This is a genomic window from Pantoea sp. PvP021 (assembly GCF_054056055.1).
Genome location: NZ_JBSRXX010000001.1, coordinates 1,111,076 through 1,127,672 on the forward strand (window position 1 = coordinate 1,111,076; position 16,597 = coordinate 1,127,672).

12 protein-coding genes are annotated in these 16,597 nt (G+C 57.4%); all 12 read right to left on the bottom strand.

Going from position 1 to position 16,597, the window contains the following annotated elements; all coding sequences use genetic code 11:
* Positions 1 to 422: 422 nt before the first annotated feature.
* The 12 genes from ACVKSX_RS05100 to ACVKSX_RS05155 all read right to left on the bottom strand — a co-directional run bounded on the left by ACVKSX_RS05100 (position 423) and on the right by ACVKSX_RS05155 (position 16,586).
* Positions 423 to 785, bottom strand: coding sequence for a hypothetical protein (locus ACVKSX_RS05100; RefSeq protein WP_060680008.1), 363 nt, complete (start codon positions 783 to 785; stop codon positions 423 to 425).
* Complete coding sequence (tssI, locus tag ACVKSX_RS05105; RefSeq protein ID WP_064691211.1) at positions 782 to 3,271, bottom strand: type VI secretion system tip protein TssI/VgrG; 2,490 nt, start codon at positions 3,269 to 3,271, stop codon at positions 782 to 784. The genes ACVKSX_RS05100 and tssI overlap by 4 nt, the downstream gene beginning before the upstream one ends.
* A gap of 192 nt (positions 3,272 to 3,463) precedes the next feature.
* Positions 3,464 to 4,528 (bottom strand): hypothetical protein, encoded by a 1,065-nt coding sequence (locus tag ACVKSX_RS05110; protein ID WP_064691210.1) that lies wholly within the window; start codon positions 4,526 to 4,528, stop codon positions 3,464 to 3,466.
* Positions 4,529 to 4,548: 20 nt separating this feature from the next.
* Positions 4,549 to 4,986, bottom strand: a complete 438-nt coding sequence (locus ACVKSX_RS05115; protein WP_033757379.1) for a hypothetical protein — start codon at positions 4,984 to 4,986, stop codon at positions 4,549 to 4,551.
* 23 nt (positions 4,987 to 5,009) lie between these two features.
* Positions 5,010 to 6,068, bottom strand: coding sequence for a PAAR domain-containing protein (locus ACVKSX_RS05120; RefSeq protein ID WP_033757377.1), 1,059 nt, complete (start codon positions 6,066 to 6,068; stop codon positions 5,010 to 5,012).
* 24 nt (positions 6,069 to 6,092) lie between these two features.
* Positions 6,093 to 8,063, bottom strand: coding sequence for a type VI secretion system Vgr family protein (locus ACVKSX_RS05125; RefSeq protein WP_354438460.1), 1,971 nt, complete (start codon positions 8,061 to 8,063; stop codon positions 6,093 to 6,095).
* Between the two features lie 16 nt (positions 8,064 to 8,079).
* Positions 8,080 to 9,585, bottom strand: a complete 1,506-nt coding sequence (locus ACVKSX_RS05130) for a serine/threonine protein kinase (protein WP_307380145.1) — start codon at positions 9,583 to 9,585, stop codon at positions 8,080 to 8,082.
* A gap of 27 nt (positions 9,586 to 9,612) precedes the next feature.
* A complete protein-coding gene (gene tssH / locus ACVKSX_RS05135; protein WP_307380147.1) occupies positions 9,613 to 12,222 on the bottom strand; it encodes a type VI secretion system ATPase TssH in 2,610 nt (869 codons plus the stop codon).
* 54 nt (positions 12,223 to 12,276) lie between these two features.
* Entirely contained in the window at positions 12,277 to 13,323 is a 1,047-nt protein-coding gene (gene tssG / locus ACVKSX_RS05140) for a type VI secretion system baseplate subunit TssG (RefSeq protein WP_307380149.1), read from the bottom strand.
* Entirely contained in the window at positions 13,320 to 15,191 is a 1,872-nt protein-coding gene (tssF, locus tag ACVKSX_RS05145; protein ID WP_089414293.1) for a type VI secretion system baseplate subunit TssF, read from the bottom strand. Before tssF ends, tssG begins: the two co-directional genes overlap by 4 nt.
* Before the next feature lie 2 nt (positions 15,192 to 15,193).
* The gene (tssE, locus tag ACVKSX_RS05150; protein WP_010669907.1) at positions 15,194 to 15,769 is read right to left on the bottom strand and encodes a type VI secretion system baseplate subunit TssE; all 576 of its coding nucleotides are present in this window, start codon (positions 15,767 to 15,769) and stop codon (positions 15,194 to 15,196) included.
* The gene (locus ACVKSX_RS05155; RefSeq protein WP_307380152.1) at positions 15,759 to 16,586 is read right to left on the bottom strand and encodes a type VI secretion system accessory protein TagJ; all 828 of its coding nucleotides are present in this window, start codon (positions 16,584 to 16,586) and stop codon (positions 15,759 to 15,761) included. Before ACVKSX_RS05155 ends, tssE begins: the two co-directional genes overlap by 11 nt.
* Positions 16,587 to 16,597 lie beyond the last annotated feature (11 nt).

Here is a 16,597-nt window from a genome sequence, read left to right on the forward strand (position 1 = left end):
TCATTTTTGCCAGAATAGGTTCGCAGTTTAGATTTAAAAATCATCATTTTTGTTCTGGCATCACTTATAATTGATGTCACTGAAATGCATATCGCCAATAAATTGTTCATTTATGTGCGCGCCCGTTTTTTTTGAGCTTCATCGCTCCATATATCACTTAGTGAAAAGGATTTTTATATTTAAAATACAATAAGATGCCTTTAGTTTAACACCAGAAAGTCCGCCACTACACCATGAGAATAAATGGATGAAATAACAAGACTAAATTATAACTATTAAAATATGACATATTTATGTCAACGCTCATTAAATTAATTATTAGAAAAACCAAGGGTGACATTACAAAATCATAATGCAATATCACCACAAAACTTCATGTAATCGGCAATGACGCTAACCATCACTTCTTAAAAAGAAAGTAACTATTTTTTCGCATCATAATCTGGTGCTATACCAGTGTGTGTTTCTACTAACCTGTCTTTTTTAACCCACCCATCAACCTGGTTTCCATCATTAGTTACATACATCACACTATAATATTTTCCGTATTCAACGTAAGCATATAATTGATTGCCGGGAACAACAAAAACTTCTTTTTCTAAGCATTTTTCATTTGGGGCAGAATAGAAATACAACCTACCCTCACCGCCGACTTTGTATACATTATCTGTATTGTCGAAACTCACGCCTTTAATGTTAGCCTCACTACTTAAATTCTTGCAGAAATCATTGGCGGAGGCCATTAGTGGTAATGAAAGCACTAATGCACATAAAATTTTAATCATAGTAATCCTCTCCCTTTCATCACGGAAATCAAACTGTTGGCATAGTTAGGATCGGTTGCATACCCTTTAGCCTGTAAACCTTTAGCCCATTCTACCGGGTCAGATGAGTTGAACAAACTACTATACCTTTGATTTTTAATCAAAAACTGGGAGTGCTGCTCAATGCTCTCGTCAATTGAATCATAACTGGCAAATTTATCCAGTACTGCAACACGTTTTCCGTTGATATTCTCATGTGTCCAGTCTTCCACATAATTCGGTGAGCCATGTGCCTTGACCCCAAAAATGTTGTTACTCACCTTGTCAGTTTTGATATCAGTGGGCATTTTTTTACCCCAGTTAGATTCTAGAATTGCCTGAGCCGTGGTGATTTTAGCCGGAACGCCGGTTTTCTTTTCATCTTCCTGAGCAGCAGCATACACTTTATCGAAGAATGCTTGTTTTTCGGGAGGTAAAGGACGTACTTTTCGAACCTGGTTATTGGCTAACGGTGCAGCCGCCCCTTTCGCCGGTGCCGCCGCAGCTTTTGGCGCAGCCGGAGCCGCCTGTCCTTTCTGTTTTGGCGGGAACAGATTCTCTACGGCCTGGCTGATGTTTTGTTTATGACTGGATCCCGGTGCGCTTGTGCCCGGCTTGGCGCCATCCGTGTTCAGGTTCAGTTTGCCGCCAGAGGTGGTGATATGGCCATCGCCCTGCACGAAAATATTGAACCCCTTGCCCACAATATTAATCTGGCCGTTCGCATTCAGTTCGATAGCACTCTCTCCGCACTCAAGGCGAAGTTTAGTTCCCGAACCCACTACATAGGTATCGACCACCGCATCGAGTTTGCTCTTACCGGTCAGCCGCTCTTCGCCCCCTTTTACACCGTGGACACGGTTGGTTTCGACACGGTAGAGCTCATTGCCGCCCGCGTAATGGCTGTGATTGTTGGCGACTGAATGGCTGGCGTCATTTTTAACATGGGTATCCATGTTCTTCTGCGCCTGAATCCACAGATGTTCCTCACCCGATTTATCCTCAAACCTTAACGCGTTCGCGGTGTCCGCCGTGCCATCCTTCGACCGGCTCAAAAAGCCCATCTGCGTCGCTGCCGCCGGCAGCGCCCACGGCGGCATGCTTGCCTCGTTGTAAACCCGGCCGATGATCAGCGGACGATCCGGATCGCCGTTGATGAAGTCCACCACCACTTCGTCGTTCACTCGCGGGATCTGCACCCCGCCAAATCCCTGGCCGGCCCAGGCGCTGGAGACGCGCACCCAGCAGGAGCTGGTGTCATCGCCCTTCGCCAGCCGGTCCCAGTGAAACTTCACCTTTACCCGGCCGTAGCGGTCGGTCCAGATCGACTCGCCTTTGGGTCCCACCACCTTCGCCGTCTGCGGGCCGTGCGTTTTCGGCCACGCCGTTTCCGGCGGCGTGCGGTAAGTCACCGACGACGGCAGCACCATGAAGTGGATGTTGTGACGGCTGTCGCCGGTGTCACCGCTGGCGTAACTGTTTTCGGCGAAGTCATAGGTCGCCGAGGTCACCAGATACTCGCCGTTGTCGCTGAAGTGCGGCGCGTTGATGATCGAGAAGGTAAAGCCCGGCGCGATGCCGGTAGCCGTGCCCGACCCGCTCACGCTGTGGTGCTCGGCCTGCCACACTTCCTGACGGATGCGCGCGTAGGACTCGCCGTGGCTGTGGTCGACAAAATGGCCCGGCCAGTCGTAAACGTCCACCGAGCCCGGCACCGGCGACGCCGGGTTCTGGCGGGCCTGCAGCATCCAGGCGTTCGGCTTGCGGAAGTCGTAATCGTCGGTGCTGTAGATGCCCGGCGTCACGCTCTCCGCCAGCGACCACTGGCTGATGCCCTCTTCAGTGACGACGCCGCCCGACGGGGTGACGTGATAGGCAATGGTCTCATAGCCCGAAAACGCCTGATGCTGGTCCGGCGCGTCGCACAGCACCAGTGTGTGTTTGTCCGCCTCGTGGCGGAAGAAGTAGTAAATCCCCTCCAGCTCCATCAGGCGGCTGATAAAGTCCAGGCTGCTCTCCTGATACTGCACGCAGTATTCCCACACCCGGTAGCTGCCCGCCAGGCGCGTCTCCACATTGACCCCGTACTCCTTCAGCAGCGTCTGCACTATCTGCGGCACCGTCTGGCTCTGGAAGATGCGCAGGTTGCGGTCGCGCTTCATCGGCCACAGGTCCGGCTCAACCGTCAGCTCATAGACAGCGTAGCGGGTGCCGCTCAGCTCCTGGCTGCGCACCGCCACCCGGGTGATTTTGCCGTTAAGGTAGCGCGGGCTCAGCGCGTTCATCAGCCCGTCGGTCGGCAGCGTAAACGTCACCGGCTTCCCCAGCAGGGCGTGGCGGTCGATGCGCGCGTCGGTGGCCAGCAGTTCAGCGGTTAGCACAAACGGACGGGACAGCGTCTCGGTGCCCTTAAGCGTATGGAACAGCAGGCCGTCCGCCGGCAGAAGGACGGTGATACGATCAAACATAGTGATTTCCCGGACTAATGGTAATCGGTGAATTAACCCGGGTATTACCCGCGACCGGGCAATACCAGTGGGTCAGACAAGCGTCTTTTATTGTTGCAGCGGATCACATGAAGAGTTAACAAGAGGTGCCATGATACTCATTGCTACGAGGCGGAATGCCAGCTAAAAGATGATTAATTGGCAGGATCAGTATTATTTCACGTTGATATTCAGTGTCGCCAGAATAATTTCTACGCAGCGTTTATTCGCTTCAAAGTGATAACTTTTATCATTCCTGTGCTGCCCTACCAGTTCAACGTAGCACCACAAGCCTGAACAGTTGAATATGTAACTCTGGTAAAAGGCGCGCATTTTCTCTTCGTCGCTGTAGAGTTCACCTGTACAGGTCGATATCGAACCCAGCGCAGCATTAATATCATTAGGAATGGGTTCCAACTCGTTTGCCGCCAGCGTGACGGAATGCTCATGCTCCCGGAAACGTAGCGTCGACTTTTCAAAAACATCCTCTGCGGAATGGCATACGGTACCGGAATAAAAGTAAAAATTAATGATCCCGTAATTCACACCACCTATCGTGTGATCGACGATAAGTCTGTTCTCAGCAATAACGCTGGCATGCCATGAAGACGGTATTTTAAAAGTGTTTTCCCCATCCAGGTTTACCGAGGTCAGCAACTCCGCCATGGCTAAGTTACTGCGGTGCAGAAGATTCCAGTTAACCACTGTAAAATAGATGTCATTGGCAAGCGAAGGATAGTCGCGTGCTGCGCAGGACGCTTTTAATAAGAGGTAGTTCCCACCGCCGCTGTCCCGATTGTAATCTTTTTGAACAGTGTATCGTGAGATCACATCGTCACCGGAAGCGTGCGTTTTTAGGGTCAATACATCTGCAAAAATACCGTTTTCCGAGGCCTTACCGACAAGACGGCGGTGCAGGATTTTTTCGCCCATCATGGCGAGTTTTTTAAACAGCCAATCAGACGCATTCATCTCCCACTGGCAGCGTTCATACGCGGCCCAAACTTCCAGATAGAGTGAGTCATCCGTAGTTAAGTAGCGTCCGATATTGGTTAAACCGACATCAGGGAAGGCAACCGGCTCCAGTTCCACAGGTTTGAGGCTTTTAGGCAGCACAACCCAGTAATGCAGCATTTCTTCTCTGGCCGATGTATAAAGGCATTTCCAGAAGCGTTGTTCGATTTCTTCTTTAGAGAAACCCGGCGTAAGGGGAAAAGTATAGTCCGTTTCAAAATTCATAGCCTGTTTCCCTTCTTAATTTAATTCGCTAGCCAGATGCCGTAATAAATGACTATAGAGCCAAGAGAAACCACGCATTTTGCAAAGATGAGCATGCCAGGCACTAACTTACTGGCAGCAGGTGAAATTCGGGCATAATTATCAGCATTATATTTTTTTTGAAAACCCACAATCCCACTAAATAAAGTGCAAATCATGATAATCATAAACTTTATGCCAAGAATAAATATAAAAGAAATGCCTATTTCTTCCATTAAATCTCCAGCAAGATCATTACTAAATCCGGGAATAGCTAACACTAATCCTTTGAGCGCAAAGGCAAGTACTACAATACCAACCAGCACACCTACAAACTTCTTACCAAATCCTGCCCATTCTTTTTTATTATAAAAATCCTTTCCGTTCCAGACATAATAAACCGTTACAATCCAGAAAAATAAAAATGCTATAAATTTCATGTTAGAATCAACCCTATCTTTATTTAACCGCCAACTAAAACCGTTGCGCAACCGTTGATGATAGCACCATCTGCACCACCATTGCTTCCAGATTTTTCTGTACTATCCCTTTCACCAAAAAACAGGTCGCGGAGGGGTTTTAATGCAATTTTTACATTAATTTCGCCTGTTATCCCTAGTATAAAAGCTAACCTACCTGAGAGCTTTACTGTAGCTGAGTAATCGGTTTCATCCGCATAGGCAGTTAAACCTCCTGCTGCACCTACTGCGCCTAAATGTACTCCGCCTTTAGCATCAGCTACTACAATACCGTACAGGCTAACTTTCCCCGTAACGCTCTCTTTCACTGCCGCTGCACCTGCGCCACCCTCAACGCTGAACCCATATCTTCCTTTATTGCCGGTATATACTTCTGCAACCGCTTTTGCATCAGCAGTGCCAAGCGTCACATCGCCGGTAGCGATGGCATACAATGTGTTCTCTGTTCCTATTGAGCCCGTCGCGCCATATTGCATACCCGCCGCTGCGGCTTTGCCATTAATGCCATAGATTCCGCTATCACCGGTGTAAAGTGAGCCAGTTGCATTGGCATCCGCTATTTTATTCCGCAACTCACCTTTCAAAAGGGCGTCACTTTTCATATTCGCTAATGTGAGGTTTTCAAGCGAAAACCCAGTCGACACAGTGTCATAACTACCATCATTGGTGCTGTCTTTCAGGCTGGCATACGCCCCTAAAATTCGCGCATCGTAGTGCTCGCCATGCAACATCCCATCCTCACCAGCCTTCTTCGCCAGCGAGCCTCCCCAGTATTGCGGGGGCGCAGGTTTACATTTCGCGGGAGCCGTCGCCCCGCCTGCATGACACTGCGTCTTATCACCCTGACGGGCCAGCGCCATACCGTTAACGAATACGCTGCCGGAGCCGCTGACGATAATACCGCCACCGTGTTGCTTACACGAAAATTCATCACCTTTTCGGGCGGCGGGAAATCCGCCAATGATAACGTCAGGACTGCCGCACTGAATGGGGCCATCGTGAGCCGCTTTATCCACAGAAGCTCTGGCCGCAGGCATACCCATACTGATGTTCCTTTCAATAAGCGATTAACTGTTAATATTGACGACCGCGCCTTTGATGTCGGTGATGTTCGTGCCGGTAATGCTTACCGTATCATTTGCCTTTAATTCAGCATCTTTACCGGTACCTAAGGTGGTCAGCTTATTGCCTTTAAACAGTGCCTGCAACTCGCTCTCAGCATGGATATTTCCCGTATTCACCTGGATTTGAATGGCGTCGGGGGTGATCAAGATGTAATTCTCTTTCACCTTTAATTTAATGCTGGTGTTGGCTTCAAGCAGCGCATTGCCCTCTTTATCCATGGTCAGCACCGTTTCGCCTTCGCCAACATTAATAACGTGCTGGATGCCCGTATTGCTCACCGCATGTTCACCCACGTCGGCCTGACGATTGCGCTTTATCGTGACCTTTTCGTCACGGCCTATGCTTTTCTGCCGATCCACACCGACATGGTGCGTCTCACAGCTTTCCACTTCCGTATCCATATTTTTTTCGGCGTGGATCCAAATCTGCTCATGCCCTGCTTTGTCTTCAAAACGCAACGCATTAGCAGTATCGCTGTTACCATCCTTCGACCGGCTCAAAAACCCCATCTGCGTCGCCGCTGCCGGCAGCGCCCACGGCGGCATGCTTGCCTCGTTGTAAACCCGGCCAATGATCAGCGGACGATCCGGATCGCCGTTGATGAAGTCCACCACCACTTCGTCGTTCACTCGCGGGATCTGCACCCCGCCAAATCCCTGGCCGGCCCAGGCGCTGGAGACGCGCACCCAGCAGGAGCTGGTGTCATCGCCCTTCGCCAGCCGGTCCCAGTGAAACTTCACCTTTACCCGGCCGTAGCGGTCGGTCCAGATCGACTCGCCTTTGGGTCCCACCACCTTTGCCGTCTGCGGGCCGTGCGTTTTCGGCCACGCCGTTTCCGGCGGCGTGCGGTAGGTCACTGACGACGGCAGCACCGTGAAGTGGATGTTGTGACGGCTGTCGCCGGTGTCGCCGCTGGCGTAACTGTTTTCGGCGAAGTCATAGGTCGCCGAGGTCACCAGATACACGCCGTTGTCGCTGAAGTGCGGCGCGTTGATGATGGAGAAGGTAAAGCCCGGCGCGATGCCAGTGGCCGTGCCCGACCCGCTGACGCTGTGGTGCTCGGCCTGCCACACCTCCTGACGGATGCGCGCGTAGGACTCACCGTGGCTGTGGTCGACAAAATGGCCCGGCCAGTCGTAAACGTCCACCGAGCCCGGCACCGGCGACGCCGGGTTCTGGCGGGCCTGCAGCATCCAGGCGTTCGGCTTGCGGAAGTCGTAGTCGTCGGTGCTGTAGATGCCCGGCGTCACGCTCTCCGCCAGCGACCACTGGCTGATACCCTCCTCAGTGACCACGCCGCCCGACGGGGTGACGTGATAGGCAATGGTCTCATAGCCCGGAAACGCCTGATGCTGGTCCGGCGCGTCACACAGCACCAGCGTGTGTTTGTCCGCCTCGTGGCGGAAGAAGTAGTAAATCCCCTCCAGCTCCATCAGGCGGCTGATAAAGTCCAGGCTGCTCTCCTGATACTGCACGCAGTATTCCCACACCCGGTAGCTGCCCGCCAGGCGCGTCTCCACATTGACCCCGTACTCCTTCAGCAGCGTCTGCACAATCTGCGGCACCGTCTGGCTCTGGAAGATGCGCAGGTTGCGGTCGCGCTTCATCGGCCACAGGTCCGGCTCGACCGTCAGCTCATAGACCGCGTAGCGGGTGCCGCTCAGCTCCTGGCTGCGCACCGCCACCCGGGTGATTTTGCCGTTGAGGTAGCGCGGGCTCAGCGCGTTCATCAGGCCATCGGTCGGCAGCGTAAACGTCACCGGCTTCCCCAGCAGGGCGTGGCGGTCGATGCGCGCGTCGGTGGCCAGCAGTTCAGCGGTGAGCACAAACGGACGGGACAGCGTCTCGGTGCCCTTAAGCGTATGGAACAGCAGGCCGTCCGCCGGCAGCTGTGCGGTAATGCGTGAGAACATAAGTAATCCCTGACTATTAACTGTGTGGATCGAGCAACCAGACACCTTCTTCACTGATGTTCAGCGTTTGTTCGCGGGTGCCACTCTGGCCGCTGATGGCAAAGGTGTAGTTGCCCGGCGCCAGCTGCAGCGTGGCGAAGCCATTCACCGCCGGCACCAGCGCCTGCGGCTGACCGTTCACCTGAACGCGTTCACCCTGCTGCAGACGGATATAGACCTGGGCGACCGGCGCGGGTGGTGGTGCCGGTTGTGGATCGGGTTCACGCGCGGCGGTCTGCGCGGGCTCAGAAGTCTGAGCCGGAGTGCTGGCAACCGTATCCGGTGAGGCGTCAGCCTGGGTCGGTGGTGCGGCAACCGGCTGGTTAACCGGCGCGACGGTGACGGCAGGCGCGTCGTTCTGCGCGGTCTCAGCCGGCGGTGTCTGTTCGTTACCGCGTGACATCAGCAGACCGGCGCCCAGGCCGACCAGCACACCAGCGGCAACCAGGCCGGGCAGTGCAAAGCGGTGTCCCAGCAGCGTTTTCAGTTTAGAGGCGGGTTTGATGACCTCCTCTTCTTCTTCAATCGGCACCAGCATGGTGCCCGGTCCGCTCATTTTTGCGCTGAGCAGCGGTTCCGGTTCACGTTCCGGCAGCGCCATCAGCGCAGCAAAATCATCAATGCTCTGCGGACGATCTTCCGGTTTCAGCGCCAGCGCACGATCGACGGCGCTCAGCAGCGCAGTCGAGTAGCCTGCCATACGGCGCTGCACCAGCGGCTGGTAGTTATCTTCGATGCTGCGCACCACGCTGACCGGCGGCGGCGCACCGGTGATCAGGGTATGCAGCACCGCGCCCAGCGCGTAAATATCGGTCCACGCGCCCTGCTCGCTCTCATCGTTGTCGCTGTACTGCTCAATCGGTGCATAGCCGGGACGCAGCATCGTCTCGCTCTCATCCGACAGATTGCCGATAGTTTTACGCGCCGACCCGAAGTCCAGCAGGATCGGCTCGCCACTGCTCTGAATCTGGACGTTATCCAGCGAAATATCGCGGTGCAGATAGCCCGCTTCATGGATGGTTTTGATCGCGCCCAGCAGCGGTGGCAACATGCGACGGATCCAGGCCTCATTTACCGACTGCGGATTACGTTCGCTGAAGTTCGAGAGCGTGGTGCCGCTGTAGAACACCGTGCCCATGTAGGCGGTGTCGTTCTGCACCCAGAAACGCAGCACGTGCAGCAGGTTGGGATGATTAAAGCGCGCCAGCAGCCGCGCCTCCTGAATAAAGCTGTTCAGTCCGGCGTGGAAGGTTTTGCTGAACCGCTCGCTGCGCAGCACCAGATTCAGATCATCGCTGCGCACTGCCAGTGAGGCGGGCATAAACTCTTTGATGGCGATATCACGCTCAAGCTGGTGATCCCAGGCGCGATAGACGATGCCAAAGCCGCCACCGCCGATGACCTCTTTGATTTCAAACTCATTGAAGCGGTAACCCAGCGGCAAGGCGTTGGGGACATTCAGGGGTTGATCATGTTCCGACATATTCGATTACTCTCTGATAGCCAGGCTTTAAACCGCGAACTGGCAGACAAATTCACCCTGCTCACAACGCACATCGACGCGGCGATAGCGTTCATCACGGGCGTGGGCGCTCAGCAGGATCTGGCTCATCTGTGGCAACAGCGTGTTGGTGAGGATGGCATCCACCATGCGACCGCCCGACTCTACCTCGGTGCAGCGTTGCACGATCTGGATCACCACCGACTCGTCGATCTGCGCCTCAATGCCGTGGTTCTCAGCCAGACGACGCACAATGCGCGCCAGCTGCAGCCGCACAATCTCCGCCAGCATCGCGTCGCTGAGCGGGTAATACGGCACCACCAGCAGACGGCCCAGCAGCGCAGGCGGGAACACCTCCAGCAGCGGCTTACGCAGCGCGGTGCTCAGGGCGTCGGGGTCGGGCATCAGTTCAGGATCGGCACACATCGCGCTGATTAACTGCGTGCCGACATTGGAGGTCAGAATGATGATGGTGTTGCGGAAATCGATGTGCCGGCCTTCGCCATCCTCCATCCAGCCTTTATCAAATACCTGGAAGAAGAGCTCATGCACATCCGGATGGGCTTTCTCAATCTCATCCAGCAGTACCACGCTGTAGGGGCGACGGCGAACGGCTTCGGTCAGCACGCCGCCCTCGCCGTAGCCGACGTAGCCCGGCGGTGCCCCTTTCAGCGTCGAGACGGTGTGCGCCTCCTGAAACTCACTCATGTTGATGGTGATGATGTTCTGCTCGCCGCCGTACAGCGACTCGGCCAGCGCCAGCGCGGTTTCGGTTTTACCGACGCCGGAAGGCCCGCACAGCATAAACACGCCGACCGGCTTGTTGGGATTATCAAGACGCGCGCGCGAGGTGCGTACCCGTCTGGCGATCAGATCCAGACCGTGACGCTGGCCGATGACCCGCTGGTTCAGGGTGTCGGCCAGATTCAGTACCGCGTCGATCTCATTCTTCACCATTCTGCCCAGCGGAATACCGGTCCAGTCAGAGACCACGGCAGCCACCACGCCCGCATCGACGGCGGCAAACAGCAGCGGCGTGTCGCCCTGCAGCGCAGTAAGCTGCTGCTGCGTCGCATCACGCTGTTCACGCAGCGCCGCATCCTCTTCTGTCACACAGCGGGCGCGCAACGCAATCAGCGTCTCGACCAGTTCGCGCTCCTGCCGCCAGCGCTGTTGCAGCGCATCCCGCTCGGCTTCCAGCGCAGTGCGCTGCGCTGCAATCGCCTGCTGGCGGGTGGCGTCGCCCAGGCCCACCCGGATTTCACGTTCAATGATCTCCGCTTCAATCTCCAGCGCCGCCAGACGGTGAAGACAATCTTCCAGCGCCGCGGGCTGCGCGCCCTGGCTAACTGCCACGCGGGCGCAGGCGGTATCCAGCAGCGCCACCGCTTTGTCAGGCAGCTGGCGCGCCGGAATGTAGCGATGCGACAGTTTCACCGCCGCACTGACCGCATCATCCAGCAACAGCACCCGATGATGTTTCTCCAGTGCGCTGACGGTGCTGCGCAGCATCAGAATCGCTCTGGCTTCATCCGGCTCCTGCACCTGCACGGTCTGGAAGCGACGGGTCAGCGCCGGATCTTTCTCGATGTACTTTTTGTATTCCGCCCAGGTGGTCGCGCCGATGGTGCGCAGCTGTCCACGTGCCAGCGCCGGTTTAAGCAGGTTGGCGGCATCACCGGTGCCCTGCTGACCGCCTGCCCCGACCAGGGTGTGGATTTCATCAACAAACAGCACAATCGGCGTCGGGCTGGACTGCACCTCATTGATCAGCGCCTGCAGTCGCGCTTCAAACTCCCCTTTCATGCCGGCACCCGCCTGCAGCATGCCGATGTCCAGCAGCCAGAGCTGCACATCGCGCAGCGGCGCAGGCACATCGCCCGCCGCGATACGCAGCGCAAGGCCTTCGACCACCGCGGTTTTGCCGACGCCCGCTTCGCCGGTCAGCAGCGGGTTGTTCTGGCGGCGACGCATCAGGATATCGACCATCTGGCGGATTTCGTCGTCACGTCCGGTAACCGGATCGATAAGGCCTTCACGGGCGCGCGCCGTCAGGTCCTGCGCATATTGTGCCAGCGTGCTGCCACTGGCGGCGGGCGGTGCGCCGCCAGCATCCGCCGGTGCGCTCAGCGCCTGCTGCGCTTCTTTGCTGTTACTGAGCAGCGTGTCGAATTCCGCCAGCAGCGCATCGGCGTTGACGCGGCTGAACTGACCGGAGATGCCTTTCAGCACGCTGGCCAGGTTGAAGGTTTTCAGCATGCCGATCAGCAGATGGCCGCCGCGAATGCGGGTCGCGCCATATTTCAGCGAGGCGTAAACCCACGCCCGTTCAACGGCACTGTCGATATGCTCGGAGAGGTCGGAGACTGCACTGGCACCGCGTGGCAGGCGATCCAGCGCGGCAACGATGTCCTGAGTCAGGGCCTTTTCATCCAGTGAAAAATGTGTGATGACCTGCTGTAAGTCGCCATCCTGCTGCTGCATCAGCTGATGCAGCCAGTGCACCAGTTCGACATAGGGATTGCCGCGCAGTTTGCAAAAGGCAGTGGCGCTTTCCAGCGAGGTAAATAACAGCGTATCCAGTTTGCCGAATAGCACGGCACGGCTGATTTCTGACATAGGGGGCTCTCTTCAATGAAAGACGCAGGCTGTGTAACAGGGAAAGCGGCTGGGCTAGCGCGAAGCAGCCTCAACCTCAAACATAAAATCTTCACGATCTTGCGGCTGCGGCGCATGCCCCAGCCAGCTGGTATAGCCGAGTCGGGCAGTGCCACCCAGCGTCACACCCTGTACCTCGTCAGCGGCCAGGATCAGGCTGAGATCCCACTGCATTTCGATGCCGAGGTAGTGGCGCACCCAGTCGCGTACTTCACGCGCGCCGGGGGCGTCCGGCAGAAAACGGGCATACTGCGCCGCGCTGAGCGGTCCCAGGTGCAGGCGAAAACGGTGCTGCACATCGCGCACCGCCACGCCGAGAAATGCAGAAGCGCCCAGCCGGGGCATATGGCGTCCCGCGCCCAGTCGGGCCTGATCGCGGCTGTCCAGCGTCAGCCAGTGCGGCAGGTTCTGCGTCAGCCTGACCGGCACACCAAAGTAGTGGCGCAGAATGCGCACCAGCCCTTCGGCGTCGTGGCCGTGGCGGCTGAGGTGGCCCACCAGCATCAGTCGGGCATGGAGGCTGAGCGAGCTGGCCTGCTGCTGGGCCGGTAAACCGATGCCCGCCAGGCAGGCGAGATAGTTCAGAAAGCGACTGTCGTCGGGGCGATCCAGCGACACGGTCGGTTGCGCATCGGCCCAGGCACGATAAAAAAGCAGCGTGGCGCGATGGTGAAACAGGTCAGCAAACGCCGACAGGCTGTGATCCTGATGATGCACGATACGTTCATGCACATATTCGGTCAGATGGGTCGGCAGCGGGCCGTTGGGGCCAAACAGCCCGAAGCTGTAGATGGAGATCTCATGACGTCCCGCCTCGCCACGTGGCGTGGCGCTGGCGACGGTGGCGGGCGCAAACGCCAGTGACGGTGTCTGACCGATGCGCACCGATTCGAACTTCGGCAGCGGCGCACGGCCCAGCGGATAGCGCTGACCGCCCTGCGCATCCAGCCGCCGCAGCAGCTGGAACAGATCGTAACGCCACGGCGCGGCCATCACCCGCTGCCAGAAATCATCCGGCAGACGGGTGAGCCGGGGCAGCGAAATCACCTTTTCGCCACTCATATCAGCGCTTTCCGGCCCATGCGCGGCGGCCAGTAGCCCACTTCTCCGCGCTGCTGGCTGTTCAGGGTGAACTCCGTGAAGCTGTTGAGCGCCACGAGGCGGCCACAGACCCGCTCCAGCACGCTGCCGAACAGCCACGGGCTGGCCCCCGAAAACGCCTGCTCATCCACTTCCAGCGTGATGCTGACACCGCGCGCAAACACCACCGGGCCCGGCTCCGGCACGCGGCGGTTGACCGCGCTGAGCGTGCAGTGGCGGATGCCGTCAATCTGACGTGCGACCGGCGCTTCCGCCAGGTTGGCGTAGAGGCTCAGCAGCTGACGCAGCGCCGCCGCGCCTTCTCCGTCGCTGCTGTCCATCAGGCTGAGGTAGTTCATCTGCAGATGGCTGATCAGCCGCCACGCGGAAAGTCCCTCGGCCAGCGCCGGACGCGGAGGCGTCGGCCCTTTGCACAGCTTCAGCTCCGATACCGGAATGGAGTCCGGCATCACAAAGTTGCCCTGATCCTGCTGCAGCATCAGCGGCAGATCGCGGCTGGTGCACATCACGTCAGCGGAGAGATAGCGCACCTCGTCGTGCCACGGCGCGTGGTGCTCATCCACCAGCGACAGAAAGACTTCTGAGCCGATGTAACCGGTGCGCGTGCCGTAGCGCTGCGCCTGCTCGGACAGCGTACGCTGTTCGCGGCGCAGTGAAAAATAGGCACCGTAATCGCCCTGGTCACCGCTGAAGGTGCTCCAGAACGGACGGAAAACCTGCTCTTCGCGCTTGCCCTCTACCGTAGCGAACAGCCGCTGCACCGAGTGCACCTCATAATCCAGCGGCCGGATGTTATCTACCACCAGATGATATTCATGCTGGCTGTCGCTGACCTTCAGGCGCTCGGCGGTTTTCGGAAACAGATTGATGACAGGCGTGCAGTGCAGCGCCAGATGGCTGTGATCGACCACGCTTTCCAGTGCGCTGTCCGCTTTGTCGAGCAGAATGATGATGTCGAACGCCATGGCATTGTCGCAGCGGCGCAGAAAAGGGGCCAGCTGGCTCAGACTGATAAACTGGAAGCGCGCCGGAAAGGCGAAATACTCCTGCAACAGACGATAGCCGTCGAAGTTGCGCAGATCGTCCGGCAGCAGCGCCTGCTCCGGCGCAAAGCCCTGCTGCTGTAACGCGTCATCCGTCAGCACCTGACGCTGCGGACGCTTCTCAACCGACTGCAGCACGATGCCCACCCGGTGCTGCATCAGCAACTCCAGCAGTTTAAGCGCCTGGATATCCGGGCCGCTGAGAAACAGCATCAAATCGTCCACGCTGAGCTGACTGAGCGAGGAGATCCCTTCACACGTGATGCGGATGCGCAGCGCACTGACCGCGCCCAGGCCGCCGAGTTTCAGCTCGCCAGAGGGCAGATCGCCGGGCACGCCGCCGAGACTGGCTTCACTGATGCGCAGCGGATGCAGTACCACATCGTGCGCGGTGGTGTAGCTGCAGGTCACGCCGGTTTTTTTCAGGTTCTGGCTCTCCATCATGGTGCCGCGCGGCACGCGAAAGCCCTGCGTGATGTCGCCTTTGCGGCTGTCCGGCGTCAGCTGAGCGATCGCCATTGACGGCGTTGGCGAGAGATAGGATGGCGCAATCATCTCCAGCAGACGCTGCGAGAAACGCGGAAACTCCGCATCCATCTTCAGCTGCACGCGCGACGTCAGGAAGGCAAAACCTTCCATCAGCCGCTCGACATAGGGGTCCGCCACGTCAATGCCGCGCATGCCAAGACGTCCTGCCACTTTAGGGTAGCGCGCAGCGAACTCGGCCCCCATCTCACGCAGGTAGGCCAGTTCACGGTTGTAATAGTCGAGCAGATTGCTGTCCATGATTACCCTGCATCCTGTAGTTCGAAATGGCCGCTCTCCAGATCAACCTGAGTGCGGAACAGAAACGCCAGCGGATAAGGCACGCACCAGAGCCGCCCTTTGATCTCAATCGACAGCACGTTGTGCAGGCTGAGCGAGCCGAGATCGCTGACGCAGCGCACCTGTAAACCCTGCGGCAGGATGCGCGGCTCGAAGTGCAGAATGGCGTTGGTCATTTTGCGCTGCATATCCTGCCATTCGATATCGGAGACGTTCTGCCCGGCCAGCGGTGCCACACCGAAGTTCCAGACAGAGCGCTGCACCTGGTCAAAGCCGCTGAGATCCTGCTGGGCTTCATTGTTGATGGTGTTGAACAGCCACTGCAGATCGCGCAGTACGTGGCGGCGCAGCGTACTGTGAGTGATCAGCATGCTGTTGTCCGCTTCCTGCTGTTTATCCGGCGCGTTGTCGGTCAGGCGATCCAGCAGCGAGGATTGCAGCTTGTCGCGGGCGGTTAACGCATCGCGCTTTTTGCGCGCGCGAAAGCCGCCATGCAGCTGGGCATAGCCGTCATTGTGCGCGCCTGAATCATGGCTCATTGGCGGACTCAACGCTGTCAAACGCGACCTGCTGCAGGCTCAGCAGCGAAAATTCCGCGCTGTCGCTGAGCCACATTTTCTGCCCCTGACCGATGAACTGGTCCGGATCCTCACCCAGTGGCTGCCATTCGGTGACGCTGGCGCGCAGAAAACGTTCGTCAGATGCCGCCAGCAGCGGATAGCGCGCCGGGATCTGGCACACCTGCTCACTGCCATCAACCAGCTGCACACGCGTGTGACGCCACACCAGATCGGTGACGCTGGCGGGTGCCTGAAACTGCATCTCACGAATGGCGGCAAACGGGATCCAGTAATAGCGGCCCTGACTGATAACTTCACACACTGGCCCGAAACGGCTGTCGCCATCCATCAGCCAGCTGAATGCGGTGGGCTGAGCCTGCTGCGTTGTGGTGCCGGGATTGGCCGCCGCGAGCTCAAGCGCTTCAGCCCGCAGCGTGCTGCCGCGCGCGACATCACCCGCCGTTTCGGCCTGTAAGGCGGCCAGCAGCGTGTTGCACCAGTGCCAGGCGCTGCCCGGCAGCACCGGGTCGGCCTGGCCACGCAGCACCGCGTCACGCTGCAGCTCACCGGCGATCGCCTGTTGCAGCAGATTAACTGTCGGTTGCGCCTGCGGGCTTAACGCCAGCCAGGATTGCAGCTGCGTCTGCGCGCGCGCCCAGTTGCCTGAAAGACAGAGCAACTGCACAAAGGCGGCCCGCAGGTCAGCATTCGCCGGATTTGCCTGAATCTGGCGGGTCACGTCAGCGAGCGTCTCGCCGAGGGTGGCGCTGGCCAGACGGTGTTGTAAGGATTCCATGCAAACTCCTT

Bases quoted from the DNA above. Each gene is read 5' to 3' on its own strand.
- ACVKSX_RS05100 (WP_060680008.1), bottom strand. From the start codon at position 785: ATGATTAAAATTTTATGTGCATTAGTGCTTTCATTACCACTAATGGCC.
- tssI (WP_064691211.1), bottom strand. From the start codon at position 3,271: ATGTTTGATCGTATCACCGTCCTTCTGCCGGCGGACGGCCTGCTGTTC.
- ACVKSX_RS05110 (WP_064691210.1), bottom strand. From the start codon at position 4,528: ATGAATTTTGAAACGGACTATACTTTTCCCCTTACGCCGGGTTTCTCT.
- ACVKSX_RS05115 (WP_033757379.1), bottom strand. From the start codon at position 4,986: ATGAAATTTATAGCATTTTTATTTTTCTGGATTGTAACGGTTTATTAT.
- ACVKSX_RS05120 (WP_033757377.1), bottom strand. From the start codon at position 6,068: ATGGGTATGCCTGCGGCCAGAGCTTCTGTGGATAAAGCGGCTCACGAT.
- ACVKSX_RS05125 (WP_354438460.1), bottom strand. From the start codon at position 8,063: ATGTTCTCACGCATTACCGCACAGCTGCCGGCGGACGGCCTGCTGTTC.
- ACVKSX_RS05130 (WP_307380145.1), bottom strand. From the start codon at position 9,585: ATGTCGGAACATGATCAACCCCTGAATGTCCCCAACGCCTTGCCGCTG.
- tssH (WP_307380147.1), bottom strand. From the start codon at position 12,222: ATGTCAGAAATCAGCCGTGCCGTGCTATTCGGCAAACTGGATACGCTG.
- tssG (WP_307380149.1), bottom strand. From the start codon at position 13,323: ATGAGTGGCGAAAAGGTGATTTCGCTGCCCCGGCTCACCCGTCTGCCG.
- tssF (WP_089414293.1), bottom strand. From the start codon at position 15,191: ATGGACAGCAATCTGCTCGACTATTACAACCGTGAACTGGCCTACCTG.
- tssE (WP_010669907.1), bottom strand. From the start codon at position 15,769: ATGAGCCATGATTCAGGCGCGCACAATGACGGCTATGCCCAGCTGCAT.
- ACVKSX_RS05155 (WP_307380152.1), bottom strand. From the start codon at position 16,586: ATGGAATCCTTACAACACCGTCTGGCCAGCGCCACCCTCGGCGAGACG.